This is a genomic window from Corynebacterium sp. HMSC074H12 (assembly GCF_001813755.1).
Classification (GTDB): Bacteria; Actinomycetota; Actinomycetes; order Mycobacteriales; family Mycobacteriaceae; genus Corynebacterium; species Corynebacterium hiratae.
Window position 1 is genome coordinate 13,424 of the sequence record NZ_KV813944.1, and the last position, 14,866, is coordinate 28,289.

Below are 14,866 nucleotides of genomic sequence, written 5' to 3' on the forward strand. Positions count from 1 at the left end.
CGATATCCCCCATGGGCACAGAGACTAAAACAGGACCGAGTGCCCCGCAACCGGAAGAAGAAAAACCCTGCTCACGAATAGTTTTGCGAGCAGGGTAGGTGGTATCTAGAGGACCGCGTTGCGCACCTTCGTGAAGTGGACCTTGTATCGCGTATCCACATCCACGTCAGGGAACGCGGCACGGAAGTCTCGGTCGTTGACTTCGATGGCGTCCTTGATTCGCAGCAACGGGGTATCGGGATCTGCCAGGACCTCGTACTGCAGAGTCGGCCGCGAGCGGTCGTAGGCGACGAGCCGCGAGACCTTCTCCACGCCCTCAACCTCAGCGAGGGTATCCGCCACCGCGCCTGCAATAGCGGACATCTCAGTTTTAATCGCTCCCTCCTCATTCGATTGTTCCGAAGAGACCGCGCTAAACCGATGGTGCCGCAGGTTGCTGATCACAAGCCACAGACCGGCTAGGGCGCAGACAATCGTCGCCAAGCCCAGCGCATAGGGCCACCAGCCCTGCTCCGGTAAGCCCGCCCATGTGTCGTGGTCAACCCACGTTGCCAGGTAGGTGGCAAAAGACACGTCGAAGTGAATGAGAATCGGCCACGCGCCCAGAGCAATGAGAAGGACTCCCACAATGGCAAGGATCGTACGGTCCACGCCGGCAAGCGCCTTAGACATTAGCGATCTCCTCCTGTTCATCCTCAAGCACCACGGTGATGTCCGGAGCCGGGGTAATAGCCGCGAGTGCCGCGGTCACCGCCTCAGTTACGCGCTCTTTAAGCTGCGCGTCGTCGGCATCGCCCGTCGCGGTCACCGTAATGCGAGCTTGGTCCCCGGAGATCCGCGCCCTACTGCGCGCTGCTGTAGTTCCTGGCACCCGACGCGCCGTTGCCGACGCCACCCGCGCAATGTCCACCGCGCGCAACCACATCGACGCATCCTCGGAGCCAATCCGCACGTGCGTCGTCTTCCGCGGTGCACACGCCGCCCACAACAGAATCAGTCCGATGAGGATGGCCGCACCGCCGGCCACCAGCATCCACCCGTGGATCTCCGGGGAGGACATCACATCGATGAACGGCTGCAACCACGACGCAGCGCCCTCATCGGCACCCACGACCCAGGCCTCACGCCCCACGACCACGGCGGCGACGAGCAGGACGACGCCCAGGATGATGGTCCAGCCGCGCGCCGGCGGGGAGGCCTTCGGGCGTTGACCAAAGCCAACGGGCAGGGAGCTCTCACTCATAATGGCCTCCTATCGTTGATCGTGATGGCGCGCAGCGGCGCCGGGCGCGGGACGTCTACCCGGCGTGTGAACTGGGCCGAGGGCCGAATCTCAATCGGGCGCAGCTGGAGCGGCTCGGCGTGCGGGGAGCGCAGCGCTGGTGCCTGTGGAACGTCCACGTGCCGCGGCTGGACCGGGCGGGGAGTAGTGATGCGGCGCAACGCGAATTCCTGGGGCGACGCCACCGAACGAACGTTGACGGGCGCGGGGTCAGCAATAACGCGCAGCGGCCGCGGCGCTGCCGTAACGATTGGCCGCAGCTCGTCGTAGCGCTGCTCTGAAGGGCCGAAACCTTCCGTGCGAACCGCAACCTCGGATGGCGCGGCAACACCCCGCACCCGCGGTCCCTCCGGTGCCGCCACAGCACGTACCGTAGCCTCGCGTGGGGCCGTAATGTGGCGCACGGGCGCGCCGTTCGCGGTGGTGATGGGCTTTAGGACACGCTCCGGCACAATCGCGGGGATCTGCGCCTGCAGCGGCGCCCGTGTCTCGACCGCCAAGGCAGTCGTGCGTTCGCCTGCCACGGCGCCACCCACGGTGACGTTGACGCGGGTGGTCCGGAAACCGGTGAAATCACGCACGGCCTCACGTATCGCCGTGCGAACGGCTGCCGCAACGTCGGTGACGGGGGAGGGCCAGTAGACGGCAATATCGACGTCGACAGCGACCATCTGCGTATCCGGATCCATCTGCGCCATCACGCGCGGAAAGGCGCGGCCGGCCAGGCCAGCTAGTTTGGCGTCGACAGCCGCGGTTCCCGGCACGCTCGCAATGGCGGCGTTAATAACCTTCTCCATCGCGCGCAGAGAAAAGCGGGTGCGGCCGTGTTTGGCGGTGCTCACTAGCCTCGGCCTCTATCCTGGCCGACCACGCCCTTCCATACCGCAGTGAGGTCGATGCGGCCGTCGAAATGCGCGCCAATCACGCCACCGACTGCGGCGAGCAGCACCGCGAGCGCGACGTACCACACGCCGAGGTAGATGAAAAAGGCCAGAACCAAGCCGGCGATCACGCCGAGGGAGGTGTAATTCTTCATGGTTTTCCTTTAGTTCTGTGGGTCGGTTCCTTTTAGACCGCGTCGTCGAAGACAACGTCCACGCGGCGCACCGCGGGCCAGGTGACGCGGACGGTGGTGCGGGTGGCGTCGCCAAGCTCGGCGAGGGGAACGCCAGCGCTGACATCAACGACGATGTGCAGCTCCAGGTGCGTGTCATCCTGTGGGCTGGGGCGGCGGATGCCGTGCACGCGCTCACCGGGGAAGAGCAGCGCGACCTCCCCGAACCGGCCGGGCGAAAGCTTGGCGACGCCCCTCAGATCCGTCACCGCCTCCGCTATGGACGTGGCAATGGGGAGGGTGAGCTCGGCAGAGGTCACGTTATGCCTGGCCCTGGGTAACTGCCGGGGCCGTTTCGGCAGACTCGTCTTCTTCGCGCGGCAGCTTGACGTCGTGGACGACGACATCGACACGGTCCACGGACAGGCCGGTCATGCGCTCGACCGCGTTCATGATGTTGCGGCGGATAGCCTCGGCGAGCTCGTGGATGGCCACGCCGTACTCGGCGATGATGGCGATATCAATGGAAGCGGTGCCGTTGTTCACCTCGACGCTCACGCCCTGGCGGACGTCCTCGGAAGCGCCGAAGGATTCGCGGATGGAGCCCATCATGCGGGCGCCACCGCCGCCGAGGGCGGCGACGCCGGAAACCTCGCGGGCAGCGATGCCGGCGATCTTGGACACAACGACATCATCGATGCGGGTGGTGCCGAAATCGGTCTCCAGGTTCTTGTTGCGCTCCGGGGCAGGGGCCGGGGTGGCGTCGTTAGCCGGGGCGGTCTGCTCGGCGACGTCCTTGGGGGTGGTGTTCTCAGCCATGGTGGATCCCTCTCACTGTGTAGTTGATGTAGGTCTGTATCTACGCCACGAGCTTAACCTCGAACGCGGTCCGCGGGGCGGCGGAGAGTCAATCCTTGGCCAAAACGTGATGTTACCCACTGTTTCTGCAGGAGTTTGGAAAACGCGAGGTTACGTGCTTAAATACAGGGGTTGCTTTAACACAGCGGCGTAGCCGCAGGCTTCAGCCTGTAGGGCGTCGTTGCTGGTAAGGCGAACATGACACCTTTGTTGTGGAGTTCTTCTGGAACTACACGCGAAGGTCATCCGATCGGGCTAGGTCCGCGCTTGAGCAGAGACAATCCCGAGAAGATGGACCGGAGAAGGGGCATGGCAAATAAACAGCGGCAGTATATGAATAAGACTTTGGTTGCGGATCATTGAGATCTAACGCCCCAGTCTTCTTCCTATTTACTTTGACTACGGGTCTTGTACCCCGTCACGAGCACTGCACTCTGGGCTTTTGCCTTAAGTCACTCTCGTGGTCGTCATGACAGTCAGACAACTGGCGTTGAGCCATGGCTTCCAGCCCGGACAACGTTATAGAGAAATCGAGAAGCAATTTCCCACCGCTTCACGCCCCGGATAGGCCGGGAATGTGAAAGTGGGGAAGCGAGGAAGAGGATAAGCGTGGCGGGACAAAAAATCCGCATTCGGCTGAAGGCCTACGACCACGAGGCCATCGACGCTTCTGCTAAGAAGATCGTCGAGACCGTTACCCGTACGGGTGCTCGTGTTGTCGGCCCGGTGCCGCTCCCAACCGAGAAGAACGTATACGCCGTTATTCGTTCTCCGCACAAGTACAAGGACTCTCGCGAGCACTTCGAGATGCGCACTCACAAGCGCCTCATCGACATTCTCGACCCGACCCCGAAGACCGTTGACGCCCTTATGCGCATCGACCTTCCGGCAAGCGTCGACGTGAATATCCAGTAAGCGATCGACACAACGTATTTGGTGGAGAACAAACAATGAGTGAAAACGAGATCAAGGGAATTCTGGGCACCAAGCTCGGCATGACCCAGGTCTTCGACGAGGAGAACCGCGTTGTGCCGGTGACCGTCGTCGAGGCTGGCCCGTGCGTGGTTACCCAGATCCGTACGAAAGAAACCGATGGCTACAACGCCATCCAGATTGCCTTCGGCGAGAAGGACCCGCGCAAGGTCAACAAGCCTGCAACCGGTCACTTCAAGAAGGCTGGCGTGACCCCGCGCCGTTACGTCGCTGAGATCCGCATGGACGACACCTCCGCATACGAGGTCGGCCAGGAGGTCAAGGTGGATATCTTCGAGGGCGTGTCCTTCGTCGACGTCACCGGCACCACCAAGGGTCACGGCTACGCTGGCGCCATGAAGCGCCACGGCTTCGCAGGCCAGGGCGCTGCCCACGGTAACCAGGCTGCTCACCGCCGCGTTGGTGGCATTGGTGGCGCTTCGTTCCCGGGCCGCGTCTTCAAGGGTAAGCGCATGGCTGGCCGCATGGGCCAGGACCGCGTGACCACCCAGAACCTGAAGATTCAGAAGATTGATGCCGAGTCCAACCTGCTGCTCATCAAGGGTGCTATCCCGGGTGCGCGCGGTGGCCTCGTCACCGTTAAGACCGCAGTGAAGGGCGGTGCACACGCATGAGCAACCTCAAGCTAGACGTCCAGACCGCTGACGGTAAGACCAACGGCACCGTTGAGTTGCCGGCCGAGCTCTTTGACACCGAGGCATCCATTGCTCTGATGCACCAGGTTGTCAACGCACAGCTCGCTGCCGCTCGTCAGGGTACCCACAAGACCAAGACTCGCGGCGAGGTCCGCGGCGGTGGTCGCAAGCCGTTCCGCCAGAAGGGCACCGGCCGCGCCCGTCAGGGCTCCATCCGTGCTCCGCACTACACCGGCGGTGGCACCGTGCATGGCCCGGTTCCGCGCGACTACTCCCAGCGCACCCCGAAGCGCATGATCAAGGCTGCTCTCTACGGCGCACTGTCCGACCGTGCACGTAACGAGCGCATCCACGTCATCGAGGAGCTCGTCCCGGGCCAGACCCCGTCCACCAAGCAGGCCAAGGCTTTCATCGAGCGCCTCACCGACCGCAAGAATGTTCTTCTGGTCATCGGCCGCGAGGACATCAATGCTCGCCGCAGCGCCAACAACCTGCCGAACGTCCAGATCCTGGACGCCGGCCAGCTGAACACCTACGACGTTCTCTACTCGGACGACGTTGTGTTCTCCGTTGAGGCTCTGCACACCTTCGTCGAGCGCGCTACCGGCGCCGCCGAGGAAGCTAAGGAGGAGAAGTAATGGCTAAGCTCGCTAACCCGCGCGACGTCATCATCGCACCGGTTGTGTCCGAGAAGTCCTACGGCCTGATGGAGCAGAACGTCTACACGTTCTACGTCTCCACGGACTCCAACAAGACCCAGATTAAAGATGCCGTCGAGCAGATCTTCGGCGTGAAGGTTGCTTCCGTGAACACCGTGAACCGTGCAGGTAAGCGTAAGCGCACCCGCACCGGCTTCGGTCAGCGTAAGTCCACCAAGCGCGCCTACGTGACGCTCCGTGAAGGCAGCGACTCCATCGACGTCTTCGGCGCAGGCGCTTAAGCCCCACCGAAGAGCCGAAAGGAAAAGGAAGAATTATGGCTATTCGTAAGTACAAGCCGACAACTCCGGGTCGCCGCGCATCCTCCGTGTCTGAGTTCGAGGAAATCACTCGCTCGACCCCGGAGAAGTCCCTGCTGCGCCCGCTGAGCAAGACTGGTGGTCGTAACAACTACGGCCGCATCACCACCCGCCACATCGGCGGTGGCCACAAGCGCCGTTACCGTCTCATCGACTTCCGTCGTACCGACAAGGACGGCATCCCTGCAAAGGTCGCTCACATCGAGTACGACCCGAACCGTACCGCTAACATCGCCCTCCTGCACTACGCAGACGGCGAGAAGCGCTACATCATCGCCCCGAAGGGCCTGAAGCAGGGCACCATCGTTGAGGCTGGTCCGAACGCAGATATCAAGGTTGGCAACAACCTGCCGCTGCGCAACATCCCGACCGGTACCACCATCCACGCTGTGGAGCTCAAGCCGGGCGCTGGCGCTAAGCTGGCTCGCTCCGCTGGTGCCTCCATCCAGCTGCTGGGTAAGGAAGGCAAGTACGCCATCCTGCGTATGCCGTCCTCCGAGATCCGTCGCGTCGACATCCGTTGCCGCGCCACCGTCGGTGAGGTTGGCAACGCCGACCAGATGAACATCCGTTGGGGCAAGGCCGGCCGTATGCGTTGGAAGGGCGTCCGCCCGACCGTCCGCGGTGTCGTTATGAACCCGGTCGACCACCCGCATGGTGGTGGTGAGGGTAAGACCTCGGGTGGTCGCCACCCGGTGTCGCCGTGGGGCCACAAGGAAGGCCGCACCCGCAACCCGAACCGTTACTCGAACAACATGATCGTGCGCCGTCGTCGCCCGAACAAGAAGCGCTAAGAGGAGGTAAACAATGCCACGCAGCCTTAAGAAGGGCCCGTTCGTCGATGAGCACCTCCTCAACAAGGTTGATGCTCAGAACGAGGCCGGCACCAAGCAGGTCATCAAGACCTGGTCTCGCCGCTCCACCATCCTGCCCGACTTCATCGGTCACACCTTCGCCGTCCACGACGGTCGTAAGCATGTCCCGGTGTTCGTCGAGGACTCCATGGTTGGTCACAAGCTCGGTGAGTTCGCACCCACCAAGACCTTTAAGGGTCACGTTAAGGACGACAAGAAGGGACGTCGATAAGCGATGAGTGACACCATCACCTCCGCATCCGCAACGGCTCGCTACGTCCGCGTTACCCCGATGAAGGCACGCCGCGTCATCGACCTGGTCCGCGGTAAGTCCGTAGCCGAGGCACTTGCAATCCTGAAGTACGCTCCGCAGGGCGCCGCTGAGCCGGTTGCCAAGGTTGTTGCATCCGCAGCTGCCAACGCTGAGAACAACTTCGGTCTGGATCCGCGCACCCTGGTCATCTCCGAGGCATACGCCAACGAGGGTCCGACCATGCGTCGTTTCCAGCCGCGCGCACAGGGCCGCGCATTCATGATTCGTAAGCGCACCAGCCACATCACCGTGGTTGTCGAGAGCCAGAAGGAAGGGGCCAAGTAATGGGCCAGAAGATCCATCCTCACGGCCTACGTTTGGGCATCACTTCCGACTGGAAGACCCACTGGTACGCCGATAAGGACTACGCAAATTACGTAGCCGAAGACATCAAGATCCGCGAGTACCTGGAGAAGGGCCTCGACCGCGCCGGCATCGCCGACGTCGTCATCGAGCGCACCCGCGACCGCGTCCGCGTGGACATTCACACCGCCCGCCCGGGCATCGTGATTGGCCGCCGCGGTGCTGAGGCTGACCGCATCCGCCGTGAGCTGGAGAAGCTCACTGGCAAGATGGTCGCCCTCAACATCCTCGAGGTCAAGCAGGTCGACGCCAACGCAAACCTGGTTGCACAGTCCATCGCTGAGCAGCTGGTTAACCGCGTGGCCTTCCGCCGCGCAATGCGCAAGGCCATCCAGTCCGCTATGCGCCAGCCGCAGGTTAAGGGTATTAAGATCCTCCTGGCTGGTCGTCTGGGCGGCGCTGAGATGTCCCGCACCGAGCGCTACCACGAGGGTCGCGTTCCGCTGCACACCCTTCGCGCCGAGATCGACTACGGCACCGCAGAGGCCCACACCACCTTCGGCCGCATTGGCATCAAGGTGTGGATCTACAAGGGTGACGTCGTCGGTGGCGTCCGCGAGTCCGAACTGAACGCTCCGGCGCAGGGCCGTGGCCGCGGTGACCGCAACGGTCGTCCGCGTCGTGGTGGCCAGCGTCGCCAGCGCGCACAGCAGAAGCAGGAGGGCTAATCCATGCTGATTCCTAAGCGCGTCAAGTACCGTCGTCAGCACCGCCCGACCCGCTCGGGTGTGTCCAAGGGCGGTAACCGCATCAACTTCGGTGACTACGCCATCCAGGCTCTCGAGCCGGCGTACATCACCAACCGCCAGATTGAGGCCGCACGTATTGCCATCAACCGCCACGTCAAGCGTGGTGGCAAGGTGTGGATCAACATCTTCCCGGACCGTCCGTTGACCCAGAAGCCGCTCGGCGTGCGTATGGGTTCCGGTAAGGGTCCCGTCGAGAAGTGGGTTGCCAACGTTAAGCCGGGCCGCATCCTCTTCGAGATGACCTACCCGAACGAGGCTACCGCCATCGAGGCCCTGCGCCGCGCTGGTCAGAAGCTTCCGTGCAAGGTCCGCATCATCAAGAAGGAGGACCAGTTCTAATGGCTAACGGTACCCCCGCCCACGAGTTCCGCGAGCTCGACAATGCTGAGCTGGAGAACCGCCTGAAGGACGCGAAGGAAGAGCTCTTCAACCTTCGTTTCCAGAAGGCCACCGGCCAGCTGACCAACAACCGCCGCATCGGCACGGTTAAGCGCGACATTGCCCGCATCTACACCGTTCTGCGCGAGCGCGAGCTGGGCCTGTCCGTTGCTCCGGGAGCTGAGGCTTAATCATGAGTGAGGCAAACGTGAACACTAAGAAGGAAAAGGGCGCTCGCAAGACCCGCACCGGCATCGTTGTCTCCGACAAGATGAATAAGACCATCGTTGTCGAGCTCGAGGACCGCAAGCAGCACGCCCTCTACGGCAAGATCATGCGCACTAACAAGAAGGTTAAGGCGCACGACGAGAACGAGACCGCCGGCATCGGCGACCGCGTTCTCATCGCCGAGACTCGCCCGCTGTCCAAGGACAAGCACTTCCGTCTCGTCGAAATCGTGGAGAAGGCTAAGTAATATCTAGCCCTCTTCTACGTGAATAGCCCCCACGATAACCGTGGGGGCTATTTTTGATCCTGCAAGGCGCTCTTCTACGAGACCAGCTCCTCTAGCGCGTGCCGCGGTATGTGAGCGCAATGGCAAGGCAAAACGCATTGAGCACCGTGCCGACCGCGAGAAGGAACGTGCCGATGCGGTAGGGCGTAGTGCTGGTCACGTCGATGGTGTTAAAGATCTGAACCCAGACCAACCAGCCTGCGATGAGCGTGCCCGCCCCGAGGGCGGTGAGCGCGCGGAGGCCACGGGTGGGGCGTTGGGCGGGGGAGAAGGCGTGGTAGGAGGCGTCGATAAGCGCTAGCACGGCAAGGATGATCGATGTCCAGGCCGCGACGGGCACCGGGAGCAGGGCCGAGGTGCCGAAGAATACCGGCAGGAGGAAACATATCGCGACGAGAACGAGGAGGACCGCGTTTAAGACGGCTGTGCGCAGGGGATAGTTCATAGCCGTGCCTCTACTTCGGTGCGTGTGGGCGGCTGGGCGCCGGTGCGTGAGACTGTGATGGCCGCGGCAGCCGCCGCAAACTGCAGGATCTCGCGCCAGTCTTCGGCGCTGAGCTCGGCTGCATTCCCGTCTCGTTCCGCCAGAAGAGTCAGGAGTGCAGCCATAACCGTGTCGCCCGCGCCGATGGTGTCCGCCACCTCGACGTTCACCGGCGGGACCTCCAACGACACCGACGCCGTGCGCACGCTCAGCCCGTCCGCCCCGCGCGTGGTGACCACCACCGGTACCTGCTCCAGTGCCCCAGCCCCAAGGAAATCAACCTCTTCTTCACTGAGCTTCAGCAGCGTGACGTGAGGAAGCAGACTCAGCAGGAACTCGCGGTGCTCCGCAGTGGCGAAGAAGGGCCGGATGTTCGGGTCCAGCGCCACCTTCGTCCCGCGCGCAGCCAAGTCCTGGAGAAGCGCGGCATAACGCGAGGCGCCCGGCTCCAGCGCTAGGGAGACGGTGCCGAAGCAGGCCCAGGGGACGTCGGCAAGCGCGGGCTCTACCAGGCGGTCGGCAGTACCCTCCGTGTAAAAGGAATAGGTTGCCGAGCCGTCGTCGGCGATGTTGCACACCGCCAGCGTGGTGGGTTCCTCGCCGCGCTGCACAAGGGAGGTGTCCACGCCCTCCTCGGTGAGACGCTCCACCAGCGCACAGCCGAATGCATCCTTCGATAGACGGGACTGAAAGCCCACGTCAGCGCCCAATCGCCCGGCTGCCACCGCCACGTTGAAGGGGCCGCCACCCAGCGCCGGTTGGAGGTCAGCCAGCTGCCCGCGGCCACGCGGAACAAGATCAACGAGGCCTTCGCCACACACCATAATGTCCATAGAGCCCATACTATCGAGGGCATGAACTACCGTCCGCTTTTTCATCTCTCCCCGCCCTCCGGCCGCTTGAATGACCCGAACGGAATCTTCCTTGATGGCGATACGCTGCACGTCTACTACCAGCACGACCCGTGCTTCCCACACGCTAAGAAGCAAACGGGGTGGGCGCACGCAGTAGCATCGCTGAGCGCCGCGCAACCGTGGCGGCACTACCCGGATGCGCTGTTTCCCATCCGTGAGCATGACGCCCACGGCTGCTACTCGGGCGGCGCAGTGGTCGACGGCGAGGACGTCTGGCTGTTCTATACCGGCAACCTTAAGCGCGATGGCGTACGGATTCCCTCGCAGAACCGCGTGCGCGTGGTGGACCCCTCCGGCCCGGCAGGTGGTTTCTACGAGCACGACCCGGCCAACCCACTCATCAATGGGCCCGCGGAGGGGTTCACGGGGCACTACCGGGATCCCCAGATCACCCGCGATGATGCGGGCTGGCGCATGGTGCTCGGCGCGCAAGCGGAGGATGAAACGGGGCACGTGGTGCTCTACCGCTCCACGGACTTGGCACAGTGGTCCTTAGAAGGCGCCCTCACCTTTGATACCTCGAGTGCTCAGCCGGGCCTGAGTCCGGACCTCGTGCCGGGTGGTTACATGTGGGAGTGCCCCAACCTGCTCAGGCTCCAGGATCGCGCGACGGGGGAGGACAAGGATGTCTTGGTCATCTGCCCGCAAGGTCTTGAGCCGGTGCTTGCCGACGACACCACGCACTACGCTTCCTCCGACCAGTGCGGCTACCTCGTGGGCCGGCTCGATGGCACGGTCTTTCACGTGGAGCGTGGTTTTAGTGAGTTGGACTATGGCCACCAGTTCTACGCGCCACAGCTGGTGGAGAAGGACGGCGAAGCCATCATGCTGGGGTGGATGGGGTTGCCGGCGCAGGATGACACCCCGACCGTGGAAGAAGGGTGGGTCCACACGCTCACTCTGCCGCGGCGCGTGTGGTTGGAGGATGGCTGGCTGCGCCAGGCTCCGGTCTGGGAGCTGCCGGAAAGCGACTCGGTTGCAACGCTTCAGGCAGGCGAGGGCACGTACGCGCTTGTCGACGACTCCGGGGCCGAAGCCTTCCGCGTCACCTACGGCGGGGGAGAACTCTGCTTGGCTTGCGGCGGTGATGAGCGCGTCGTGCCGTGTCCGGCTGGTTCCCTGGAACTCATCGCGGATGGCTGCGCGGTGGAGGTCTTTGCGGGCGATGGGCGGATTGCGGGGGCGTCGGCGGTTTTTGGTGCCAGCGGCGCTCGCTGGAAGGGCTGGGAAGCCCGATAGGGTGTGAAACTTCCTATATTTGTGCCCGAATGCTTGGCTTTCTGTGGGGTGGCGTGTCTAATGGAAGGTGACACTACATAATTCATCTCACTCTAGGAGGCACGGCGGCATGGATCACTCACAAGTCGCGGAGCGAATCCTGAAAGCCATCGGCGGCGAAGACAACATCGTGGCGCTCGCGCACTGCGCCACCCGCCTGCGCATGGTGCTCAAAGACAGCAAGAAGGTCGACAAGGCTGCGCTGGAAAACGATCCGGACCTCAAGGGCATCTTTGAGGCCGGCGGCATGTTCCAGGTCATCGTTGGCCCGGGCGATGTCAACATCGTCTTCGACCAGCTCAACAAGATAACCACCAAGGACATCGCGGTCTCCACGGACAAGCTCAAGGACATCGCCGCCGATTCCGGCAACTGGTTCTCCCGCGCGGTGAAGGTCCTCGCGGATATCTTCGTGCCGCTCATCCCGATTCTGGTCGGTGGCGGTCTGCTCATGGCGCTCAATAACGTGCTTACCGTCAACGGCCTTTTTGGCGAGCAGTCAGTCATTGAGATGTTCCCGGCTATGGCCGATGTTGCCGGGCTTATTAACCTCTTGGCCTCCGCGCCGTTTGCGTTCTTGCCTATTTTGGTGGGCTTTACCGCCACCAAGCGTTTTGGCGGCAACGAGTTCCTCGGCGCCGGCATGGCTATGGCGATGGTGATGCCGGACCTGGTCAACGGTTACCAGGTAGCCTCGACCATCGAGGCAGGGGAGATGCCCTATTGGAACATCTTCGGCCTCGACGTGGCCCAAGCCGGCTACCAAGGTTCCATCCTGCCCATTCTGGTCATCGCCTGGATTCTTGCCACGATTGAGAAGTTCCTGCACAAGCACCTCAAGGGCACGGTGGACTTCCTGCTTACCCCGCTGCTCACGCTGTTGGTGACGGGCTTTATTACCTTCATCGCGGTGGGTCCGGTGCTGCGCACCGCTGGCGACATGCTCGGTGCTGGCCTGAATGACCTTTACACCTTCGCCGGCCCGGTGGGCGGCTTCATCTTTGGTCTGTTCTACTCGCCGATTGTCATCACGGGTCTGCACCAGTCCTTCCCGCCGATTGAGACGATGCTGTGGAACGAGGGCGGCTCCTTCATCTTTGCGGTGGCTTCCGTGGCCAACATTGCCCAGGGTGGTGTGGCCCTGGCGGTCTACTTCCTGGCCCGCTCTGAGAAGCTCAAGGGCCTGTCTGGTGCTTCGGGTGTGTCGGCGCTCTTCGGCATCACCGAGCCCGCCATCTTCGGTGTGAACCTGCGACTGCGCTGGCCGTTCTACATCGGTATGGGCGCGTCCGCGATTGCTGCGACGCTCATTGCGCTTTTCGACGTCAAAGCCACCGCCCTCGGCGCCGCCGGCTTCATCGGCTTCGTGTCCATGCGTCCCGAGGACTACACGCAGTTCTTCATCTGCGCTTTTACCTCTTTGCTCCTTTCCTTCGGCGTGGCCTTTGCCTATGGCCGTTACCTGATTGCCAAGAACGGTTCCATCGATCCTGATGAGACCGGTGCTGCTACCGGTGCCGGCGTAGGCGGTGCGGTTCCGGCCGCTACCGCTGACCCGAACGCCTATCGCGTGGCCTCCCCGCTGGCTGGTACTGCTATCGCTTTGGAGTCGGTCTCGGATCCGATGTTCGCGGCGGGCAAGCTGGGCGCTGGCGCGGCCGTCGAGCCCTCCGAGGGGCGTCTGGTCTCCCCGATCGACGGCAAGGTCACCGTCACCTTCCCCTCCAAACACGCGTATGCCGTGCGCGGCAAGGACGCCGACGGCAACAACGTGGACATCCTCATGCACATCGGCTTCGATACCGTGAACCTGAAGGGCGAACACTTCACCTCGCACGTCTCCAAGGGCGATGAGGTGAAAGCCGGCGACCTCCTCTGCGAGTTCGACATTGATGCGATCAAGGCCGCCGACTACCCGGTGACCACGCCGGTCGTCGTGTCTAACTCGAAGAAGACGGGTCCGGTCCTCCCGGCCTACCACCCCGGAGAGGGCATCTCCGTCGGCGATGCGCTTTTGACGGTGGACCCGAAGCCGGAACCGGCTGATGCTGCAACTGCTGCATCAACCTCCAAGACCTAGGGGTGCTTCAGTGGACAAGGCCTAGGGGCCCGTCCGCCGCTTCCATAAGTGCAGACCTGGAAGTGCAGACACGCTGGTCGTCGCCAAGCACTGCGCGTGCGCTTCACGACGCCACGCAGCACCTCTGCACTTTGAGGTCTGCACATTTGGGTTTGAGGGGATGAGAAGTGTCGTAGGTCGGGTAAGTGGTGCAGCGCGCGATTTGGGGAAACGGCGGCGAGCATGCTTGAATGTATGGGTTGCATATGGCCGGTCGGTGCAGCGCGATGCGTTTCCGAATCGCCGCACCGAGACCCTTCGACCGCTGTGAACAGCGAGTTCGTCGCACAGCCTGTGCCACGTAAGCAAGTAGACCAGGTGTGTCAAGGACGGAAATCTTGACGCACGTTAATCCAGGTCAGGAGACCCATAGTGATTCAGCAAGAATCGCGTCTGCGCGTCGCCGACAACTCCGGTGCACGAGAGATTCTCGTCATCCGCGTTCTCGGCGGCTCCGTTCGACGTTTCGCTGGCATTGGTGACATCGTCGTCGCCACTGTCAAGGAAGCCATCCCGGGTGGCAACGTAAAGGAAGGCGATGTCGTCAAGGCCGTCATCGTCCGTGCCAAGAAGGAGACCCGTCGTCCGGACGGCTCCTACATCGCATTCGATGAAAACGCCGCAGTTATTCTCAAGGGTGACAACGAGCCGCGCGGTACCCGCATCTTCGGCCCGGTTGCTCGCGAACTTCGTGACAAGCGCTTCATGAAGATCGTTTCTCTCGCACCGGAGGTGATCTAGTCTTATGAAGATTCATAAGGGCGATATGGTGATCGTTATTTCGGGCCCGGACAAGGGCGCGAAGGGCAAGGTCATCGAGGCATACCCGAAGCGCGACAAGGTCCTCGTTGAGGGCGTCAACCGCGTCAAGAAGCACGTTGCTAACTCCGCTACCGAGCGTGGCGCCGAGTCCGGCGGAATCGTTACCCAGGAAGCTCCGATCCACGTGTCCAACGTTGCGATCGTTGACTCCGAGGGCAACCCGACCCGCGTGGGCTACCGTTTCGACGAAAACGGCAAGAAGGTCCGCATCGCACGTAGCAACGGGAAGGACATCTAA

General features: G+C 62.6%; 23 protein-coding genes. 15 read left to right on the forward strand and 8 right to left on the reverse strand.

The window, feature by feature from the left end; translation table 11 throughout:
* Nucleotides 1–105 precede the first annotated feature (105 nt).
* Genes HMPREF2932_RS10900 through HMPREF2932_RS10925 form a run of 6 tightly spaced genes read right to left on the reverse strand, consistent with a single transcriptional unit; the run spans nucleotide 106 to nucleotide 3,155 of the window.
* Nucleotides 106–672, reverse strand: a complete 567-nt coding sequence (locus HMPREF2932_RS10900; protein WP_046648484.1) for an Asp23/Gls24 family envelope stress response protein — start codon at nucleotides 670–672, stop codon at nucleotides 106–108.
* Entirely contained in the window at nucleotides 665–1,243 is a 579-nt protein-coding gene (locus HMPREF2932_RS10905; protein ID WP_071410142.1) for a DUF6286 domain-containing protein, read from the reverse strand. The genes HMPREF2932_RS10900 and HMPREF2932_RS10905 overlap by 8 nt, the downstream gene beginning before the upstream one ends.
* A complete protein-coding gene (locus HMPREF2932_RS10910; RefSeq protein WP_246818668.1) occupies nucleotides 1,240–2,124 on the reverse strand; it encodes an Asp23/Gls24 family envelope stress response protein in 885 nt (294 codons plus the stop codon). The genes HMPREF2932_RS10905 and HMPREF2932_RS10910 overlap by 4 nt, the downstream gene beginning before the upstream one ends.
* Nucleotides 2,124–2,318, reverse strand: coding sequence for a hypothetical protein (locus tag HMPREF2932_RS10915; protein ID WP_010189668.1), 195 nt, complete (start codon nucleotides 2,316–2,318; stop codon nucleotides 2,124–2,126). Before HMPREF2932_RS10915 ends, HMPREF2932_RS10910 begins: the two co-directional genes overlap by 1 nt.
* 32 nt (nucleotides 2,319–2,350) lie before the next feature.
* The gene (locus HMPREF2932_RS10920) at nucleotides 2,351–2,656 is read right to left on the reverse strand and encodes a hypothetical protein (protein WP_046648481.1); all 306 of its coding nucleotides are present in this window, start codon (nucleotides 2,654–2,656) and stop codon (nucleotides 2,351–2,353) included.
* 1 nt (nucleotide 2,657) lies between these two features.
* On the reverse strand, nucleotides 2,658–3,155 hold the full coding sequence (locus HMPREF2932_RS10925) for an Asp23/Gls24 family envelope stress response protein (RefSeq protein WP_046648480.1): 498 nt from the start codon (nucleotides 3,153–3,155) through the stop codon (nucleotides 2,658–2,660).
* Between the two features lie 648 nt (nucleotides 3,156–3,803).
* Here HMPREF2932_RS10925 and rpsJ point away from each other — a divergent pair.
* The 11 genes from rpsJ to rpsQ are packed head-to-tail and all read left to right on the forward strand — an operon-like array spanning nucleotide 3,804 to nucleotide 8,972.
* The gene (gene rpsJ, locus HMPREF2932_RS10930; RefSeq protein WP_003848085.1) at nucleotides 3,804–4,109 is read left to right on the forward strand and encodes a 30S ribosomal protein S10; all 306 of its coding nucleotides are present in this window, start codon (nucleotides 3,804–3,806) and stop codon (nucleotides 4,107–4,109) included.
* A 35-nt stretch (nucleotides 4,110–4,144) separates the two neighbouring features.
* The gene (gene rplC, locus HMPREF2932_RS10935) at nucleotides 4,145–4,801 is read left to right on the forward strand and encodes a 50S ribosomal protein L3 (RefSeq protein ID WP_010189651.1); all 657 of its coding nucleotides are present in this window, start codon (nucleotides 4,145–4,147) and stop codon (nucleotides 4,799–4,801) included.
* Nucleotides 4,798–5,460, forward strand: coding sequence for a 50S ribosomal protein L4 (gene rplD / locus HMPREF2932_RS10940; protein WP_010189650.1), 663 nt, complete (start codon nucleotides 4,798–4,800; stop codon nucleotides 5,458–5,460). Before rplC ends, rplD begins: the two co-directional genes overlap by 4 nt.
* Nucleotides 5,460–5,762 carry a 50S ribosomal protein L23 gene (gene rplW / locus HMPREF2932_RS10945; RefSeq protein ID WP_046648478.1) on the forward strand — a complete coding sequence of 101 codons (303 nt, stop codon included), beginning with the start codon at nucleotides 5,460–5,462 and terminating at the stop codon, nucleotides 5,760–5,762. The genes rplD and rplW overlap by 1 nt, the downstream gene beginning before the upstream one ends.
* Before the next feature lie 35 nt (nucleotides 5,763–5,797).
* Complete coding sequence (gene rplB, locus HMPREF2932_RS10950) at nucleotides 5,798–6,634, forward strand: 50S ribosomal protein L2 (RefSeq protein ID WP_010189648.1); 837 nt, start codon at nucleotides 5,798–5,800, stop codon at nucleotides 6,632–6,634.
* A 13-nt stretch (nucleotides 6,635–6,647) separates the two neighbouring features.
* Complete coding sequence (rpsS, locus tag HMPREF2932_RS10955; RefSeq protein WP_010189646.1) at nucleotides 6,648–6,926, forward strand: 30S ribosomal protein S19; 279 nt, start codon at nucleotides 6,648–6,650, stop codon at nucleotides 6,924–6,926.
* A gap of 3 nt (nucleotides 6,927–6,929) precedes the next feature.
* Complete coding sequence (rplV, locus tag HMPREF2932_RS10960) at nucleotides 6,930–7,292, forward strand: 50S ribosomal protein L22 (protein WP_010189645.1); 363 nt, start codon at nucleotides 6,930–6,932, stop codon at nucleotides 7,290–7,292.
* The gene (rpsC, locus tag HMPREF2932_RS10965) at nucleotides 7,292–8,038 is read left to right on the forward strand and encodes a 30S ribosomal protein S3 (protein ID WP_049157353.1); all 747 of its coding nucleotides are present in this window, start codon (nucleotides 7,292–7,294) and stop codon (nucleotides 8,036–8,038) included. Before rplV ends, rpsC begins: the two co-directional genes overlap by 1 nt.
* Before the next feature lie 3 nt (nucleotides 8,039–8,041).
* The gene (gene rplP, locus HMPREF2932_RS10970; protein ID WP_010189643.1) at nucleotides 8,042–8,458 is read left to right on the forward strand and encodes a 50S ribosomal protein L16; all 417 of its coding nucleotides are present in this window, start codon (nucleotides 8,042–8,044) and stop codon (nucleotides 8,456–8,458) included.
* Nucleotides 8,458–8,688, forward strand: coding sequence for a 50S ribosomal protein L29 (rpmC, locus tag HMPREF2932_RS10975; protein ID WP_046648476.1), 231 nt, complete (start codon nucleotides 8,458–8,460; stop codon nucleotides 8,686–8,688). The genes rplP and rpmC overlap by 1 nt, the downstream gene beginning before the upstream one ends.
* Nucleotides 8,689–8,690: 2 nt before the next feature.
* Complete coding sequence (rpsQ, locus tag HMPREF2932_RS10980; RefSeq protein WP_010189641.1) at nucleotides 8,691–8,972, forward strand: 30S ribosomal protein S17; 282 nt, start codon at nucleotides 8,691–8,693, stop codon at nucleotides 8,970–8,972.
* A 91-nt stretch (nucleotides 8,973–9,063) separates the two neighbouring features.
* Here rpsQ and HMPREF2932_RS10985 read toward each other — a convergent pair whose 3' ends face one another.
* Together HMPREF2932_RS10985 and HMPREF2932_RS10990 are read right to left on the reverse strand one after the other, a co-directional pair.
* Nucleotides 9,064–9,456 carry a hypothetical protein gene (locus HMPREF2932_RS10985; RefSeq protein ID WP_046648475.1) on the reverse strand — a complete coding sequence of 131 codons (393 nt, stop codon included), beginning with the start codon at nucleotides 9,454–9,456 and terminating at the stop codon, nucleotides 9,064–9,066.
* On the reverse strand, nucleotides 9,453–10,328 hold the full coding sequence (locus HMPREF2932_RS10990; protein ID WP_046648508.1) for a carbohydrate kinase family protein: 876 nt from the start codon (nucleotides 10,326–10,328) through the stop codon (nucleotides 9,453–9,455). The genes HMPREF2932_RS10985 and HMPREF2932_RS10990 overlap by 4 nt, the downstream gene beginning before the upstream one ends.
* Nucleotides 10,329–10,349: 21 nt before the next feature.
* On the opposite strand from HMPREF2932_RS10990, the gene HMPREF2932_RS10995 reads away from it, so the two are divergent.
* The 4 genes from HMPREF2932_RS10995 (at nucleotide 10,350) to rplX (ending at nucleotide 14,866) form a co-directional block, all read left to right on the forward strand.
* Nucleotides 10,350–11,648, forward strand: a complete 1,299-nt coding sequence (locus HMPREF2932_RS10995; RefSeq protein WP_071410143.1) for a glycoside hydrolase family 32 protein — start codon at nucleotides 10,350–10,352, stop codon at nucleotides 11,646–11,648.
* A gap of 109 nt (nucleotides 11,649–11,757) precedes the next feature.
* Nucleotides 11,758–13,767 (forward strand): sucrose-specific PTS transporter subunit IIBC, encoded by a 2,010-nt coding sequence (locus tag HMPREF2932_RS11000; RefSeq protein WP_071410144.1) that lies wholly within the window; start codon nucleotides 11,758–11,760, stop codon nucleotides 13,765–13,767.
* Between the two features lie 411 nt (nucleotides 13,768–14,178).
* Nucleotides 14,179–14,547: a 50S ribosomal protein L14 gene (gene rplN / locus HMPREF2932_RS11005; RefSeq protein ID WP_046648472.1), complete on the forward strand. Its 369-nt coding sequence runs from the start codon at nucleotides 14,179–14,181 to the stop codon at nucleotides 14,545–14,547.
* Between the two features lie 4 nt (nucleotides 14,548–14,551).
* The gene (rplX, locus tag HMPREF2932_RS11010; RefSeq protein ID WP_005527724.1) at nucleotides 14,552–14,866 is read left to right on the forward strand and encodes a 50S ribosomal protein L24; all 315 of its coding nucleotides are present in this window, start codon (nucleotides 14,552–14,554) and stop codon (nucleotides 14,864–14,866) included.

Coding starts and splice junctions, on each gene's coding strand:
- rpmC (WP_046648476.1), top strand. CDS start 8,458: ATGGCTAACGGTACCCCCGCCCACGAGTTCCGCGAGCTCGACAATGCT.
- rpsC (WP_049157353.1), top strand. CDS start 7,292: ATGGGCCAGAAGATCCATCCTCACGGCCTACGTTTGGGCATCACTTCC.
- rpsS (WP_010189646.1), top strand. CDS start 6,648: ATGCCACGCAGCCTTAAGAAGGGCCCGTTCGTCGATGAGCACCTCCTC.
- HMPREF2932_RS11000 (WP_071410144.1), top strand. CDS start 11,758: ATGGATCACTCACAAGTCGCGGAGCGAATCCTGAAAGCCATCGGCGGC.
- rplX (WP_005527724.1), top strand. CDS start 14,552: ATGAAGATTCATAAGGGCGATATGGTGATCGTTATTTCGGGCCCGGAC.
- rplC (WP_010189651.1), top strand. CDS start 4,145: ATGAGTGAAAACGAGATCAAGGGAATTCTGGGCACCAAGCTCGGCATG.
- rplB (WP_010189648.1), top strand. CDS start 5,798: ATGGCTATTCGTAAGTACAAGCCGACAACTCCGGGTCGCCGCGCATCC.
- HMPREF2932_RS10990 (WP_046648508.1), bottom strand. CDS start 10,328: ATGGACATTATGGTGTGTGGCGAAGGCCTCGTTGATCTTGTTCCGCGT.
- HMPREF2932_RS10925 (WP_046648480.1), bottom strand. CDS start 3,155: ATGGCTGAGAACACCACCCCCAAGGACGTCGCCGAGCAGACCGCCCCG.
- rplD (WP_010189650.1), top strand. CDS start 4,798: ATGAGCAACCTCAAGCTAGACGTCCAGACCGCTGACGGTAAGACCAAC.
- rpsQ (WP_010189641.1), top strand. CDS start 8,691: ATGAGTGAGGCAAACGTGAACACTAAGAAGGAAAAGGGCGCTCGCAAG.
- HMPREF2932_RS10995 (WP_071410143.1), top strand. CDS start 10,350: ATGAACTACCGTCCGCTTTTTCATCTCTCCCCGCCCTCCGGCCGCTTG.
- rplV (WP_010189645.1), top strand. CDS start 6,930: ATGAGTGACACCATCACCTCCGCATCCGCAACGGCTCGCTACGTCCGC.
- HMPREF2932_RS10915 (WP_010189668.1), bottom strand. CDS start 2,318: ATGAAGAATTACACCTCCCTCGGCGTGATCGCCGGCTTGGTTCTGGCC.
- HMPREF2932_RS10900 (WP_046648484.1), bottom strand. CDS start 672: ATGTCTAAGGCGCTTGCCGGCGTGGACCGTACGATCCTTGCCATTGTG.
- rplP (WP_010189643.1), top strand. CDS start 8,042: ATGCTGATTCCTAAGCGCGTCAAGTACCGTCGTCAGCACCGCCCGACC.
- rplW (WP_046648478.1), top strand. CDS start 5,460: ATGGCTAAGCTCGCTAACCCGCGCGACGTCATCATCGCACCGGTTGTG.
- HMPREF2932_RS10905 (WP_071410142.1), bottom strand. CDS start 1,243: ATGAGTGAGAGCTCCCTGCCCGTTGGCTTTGGTCAACGCCCGAAGGCC.
- HMPREF2932_RS10985 (WP_046648475.1), bottom strand. CDS start 9,456: ATGAACTATCCCCTGCGCACAGCCGTCTTAAACGCGGTCCTCCTCGTT.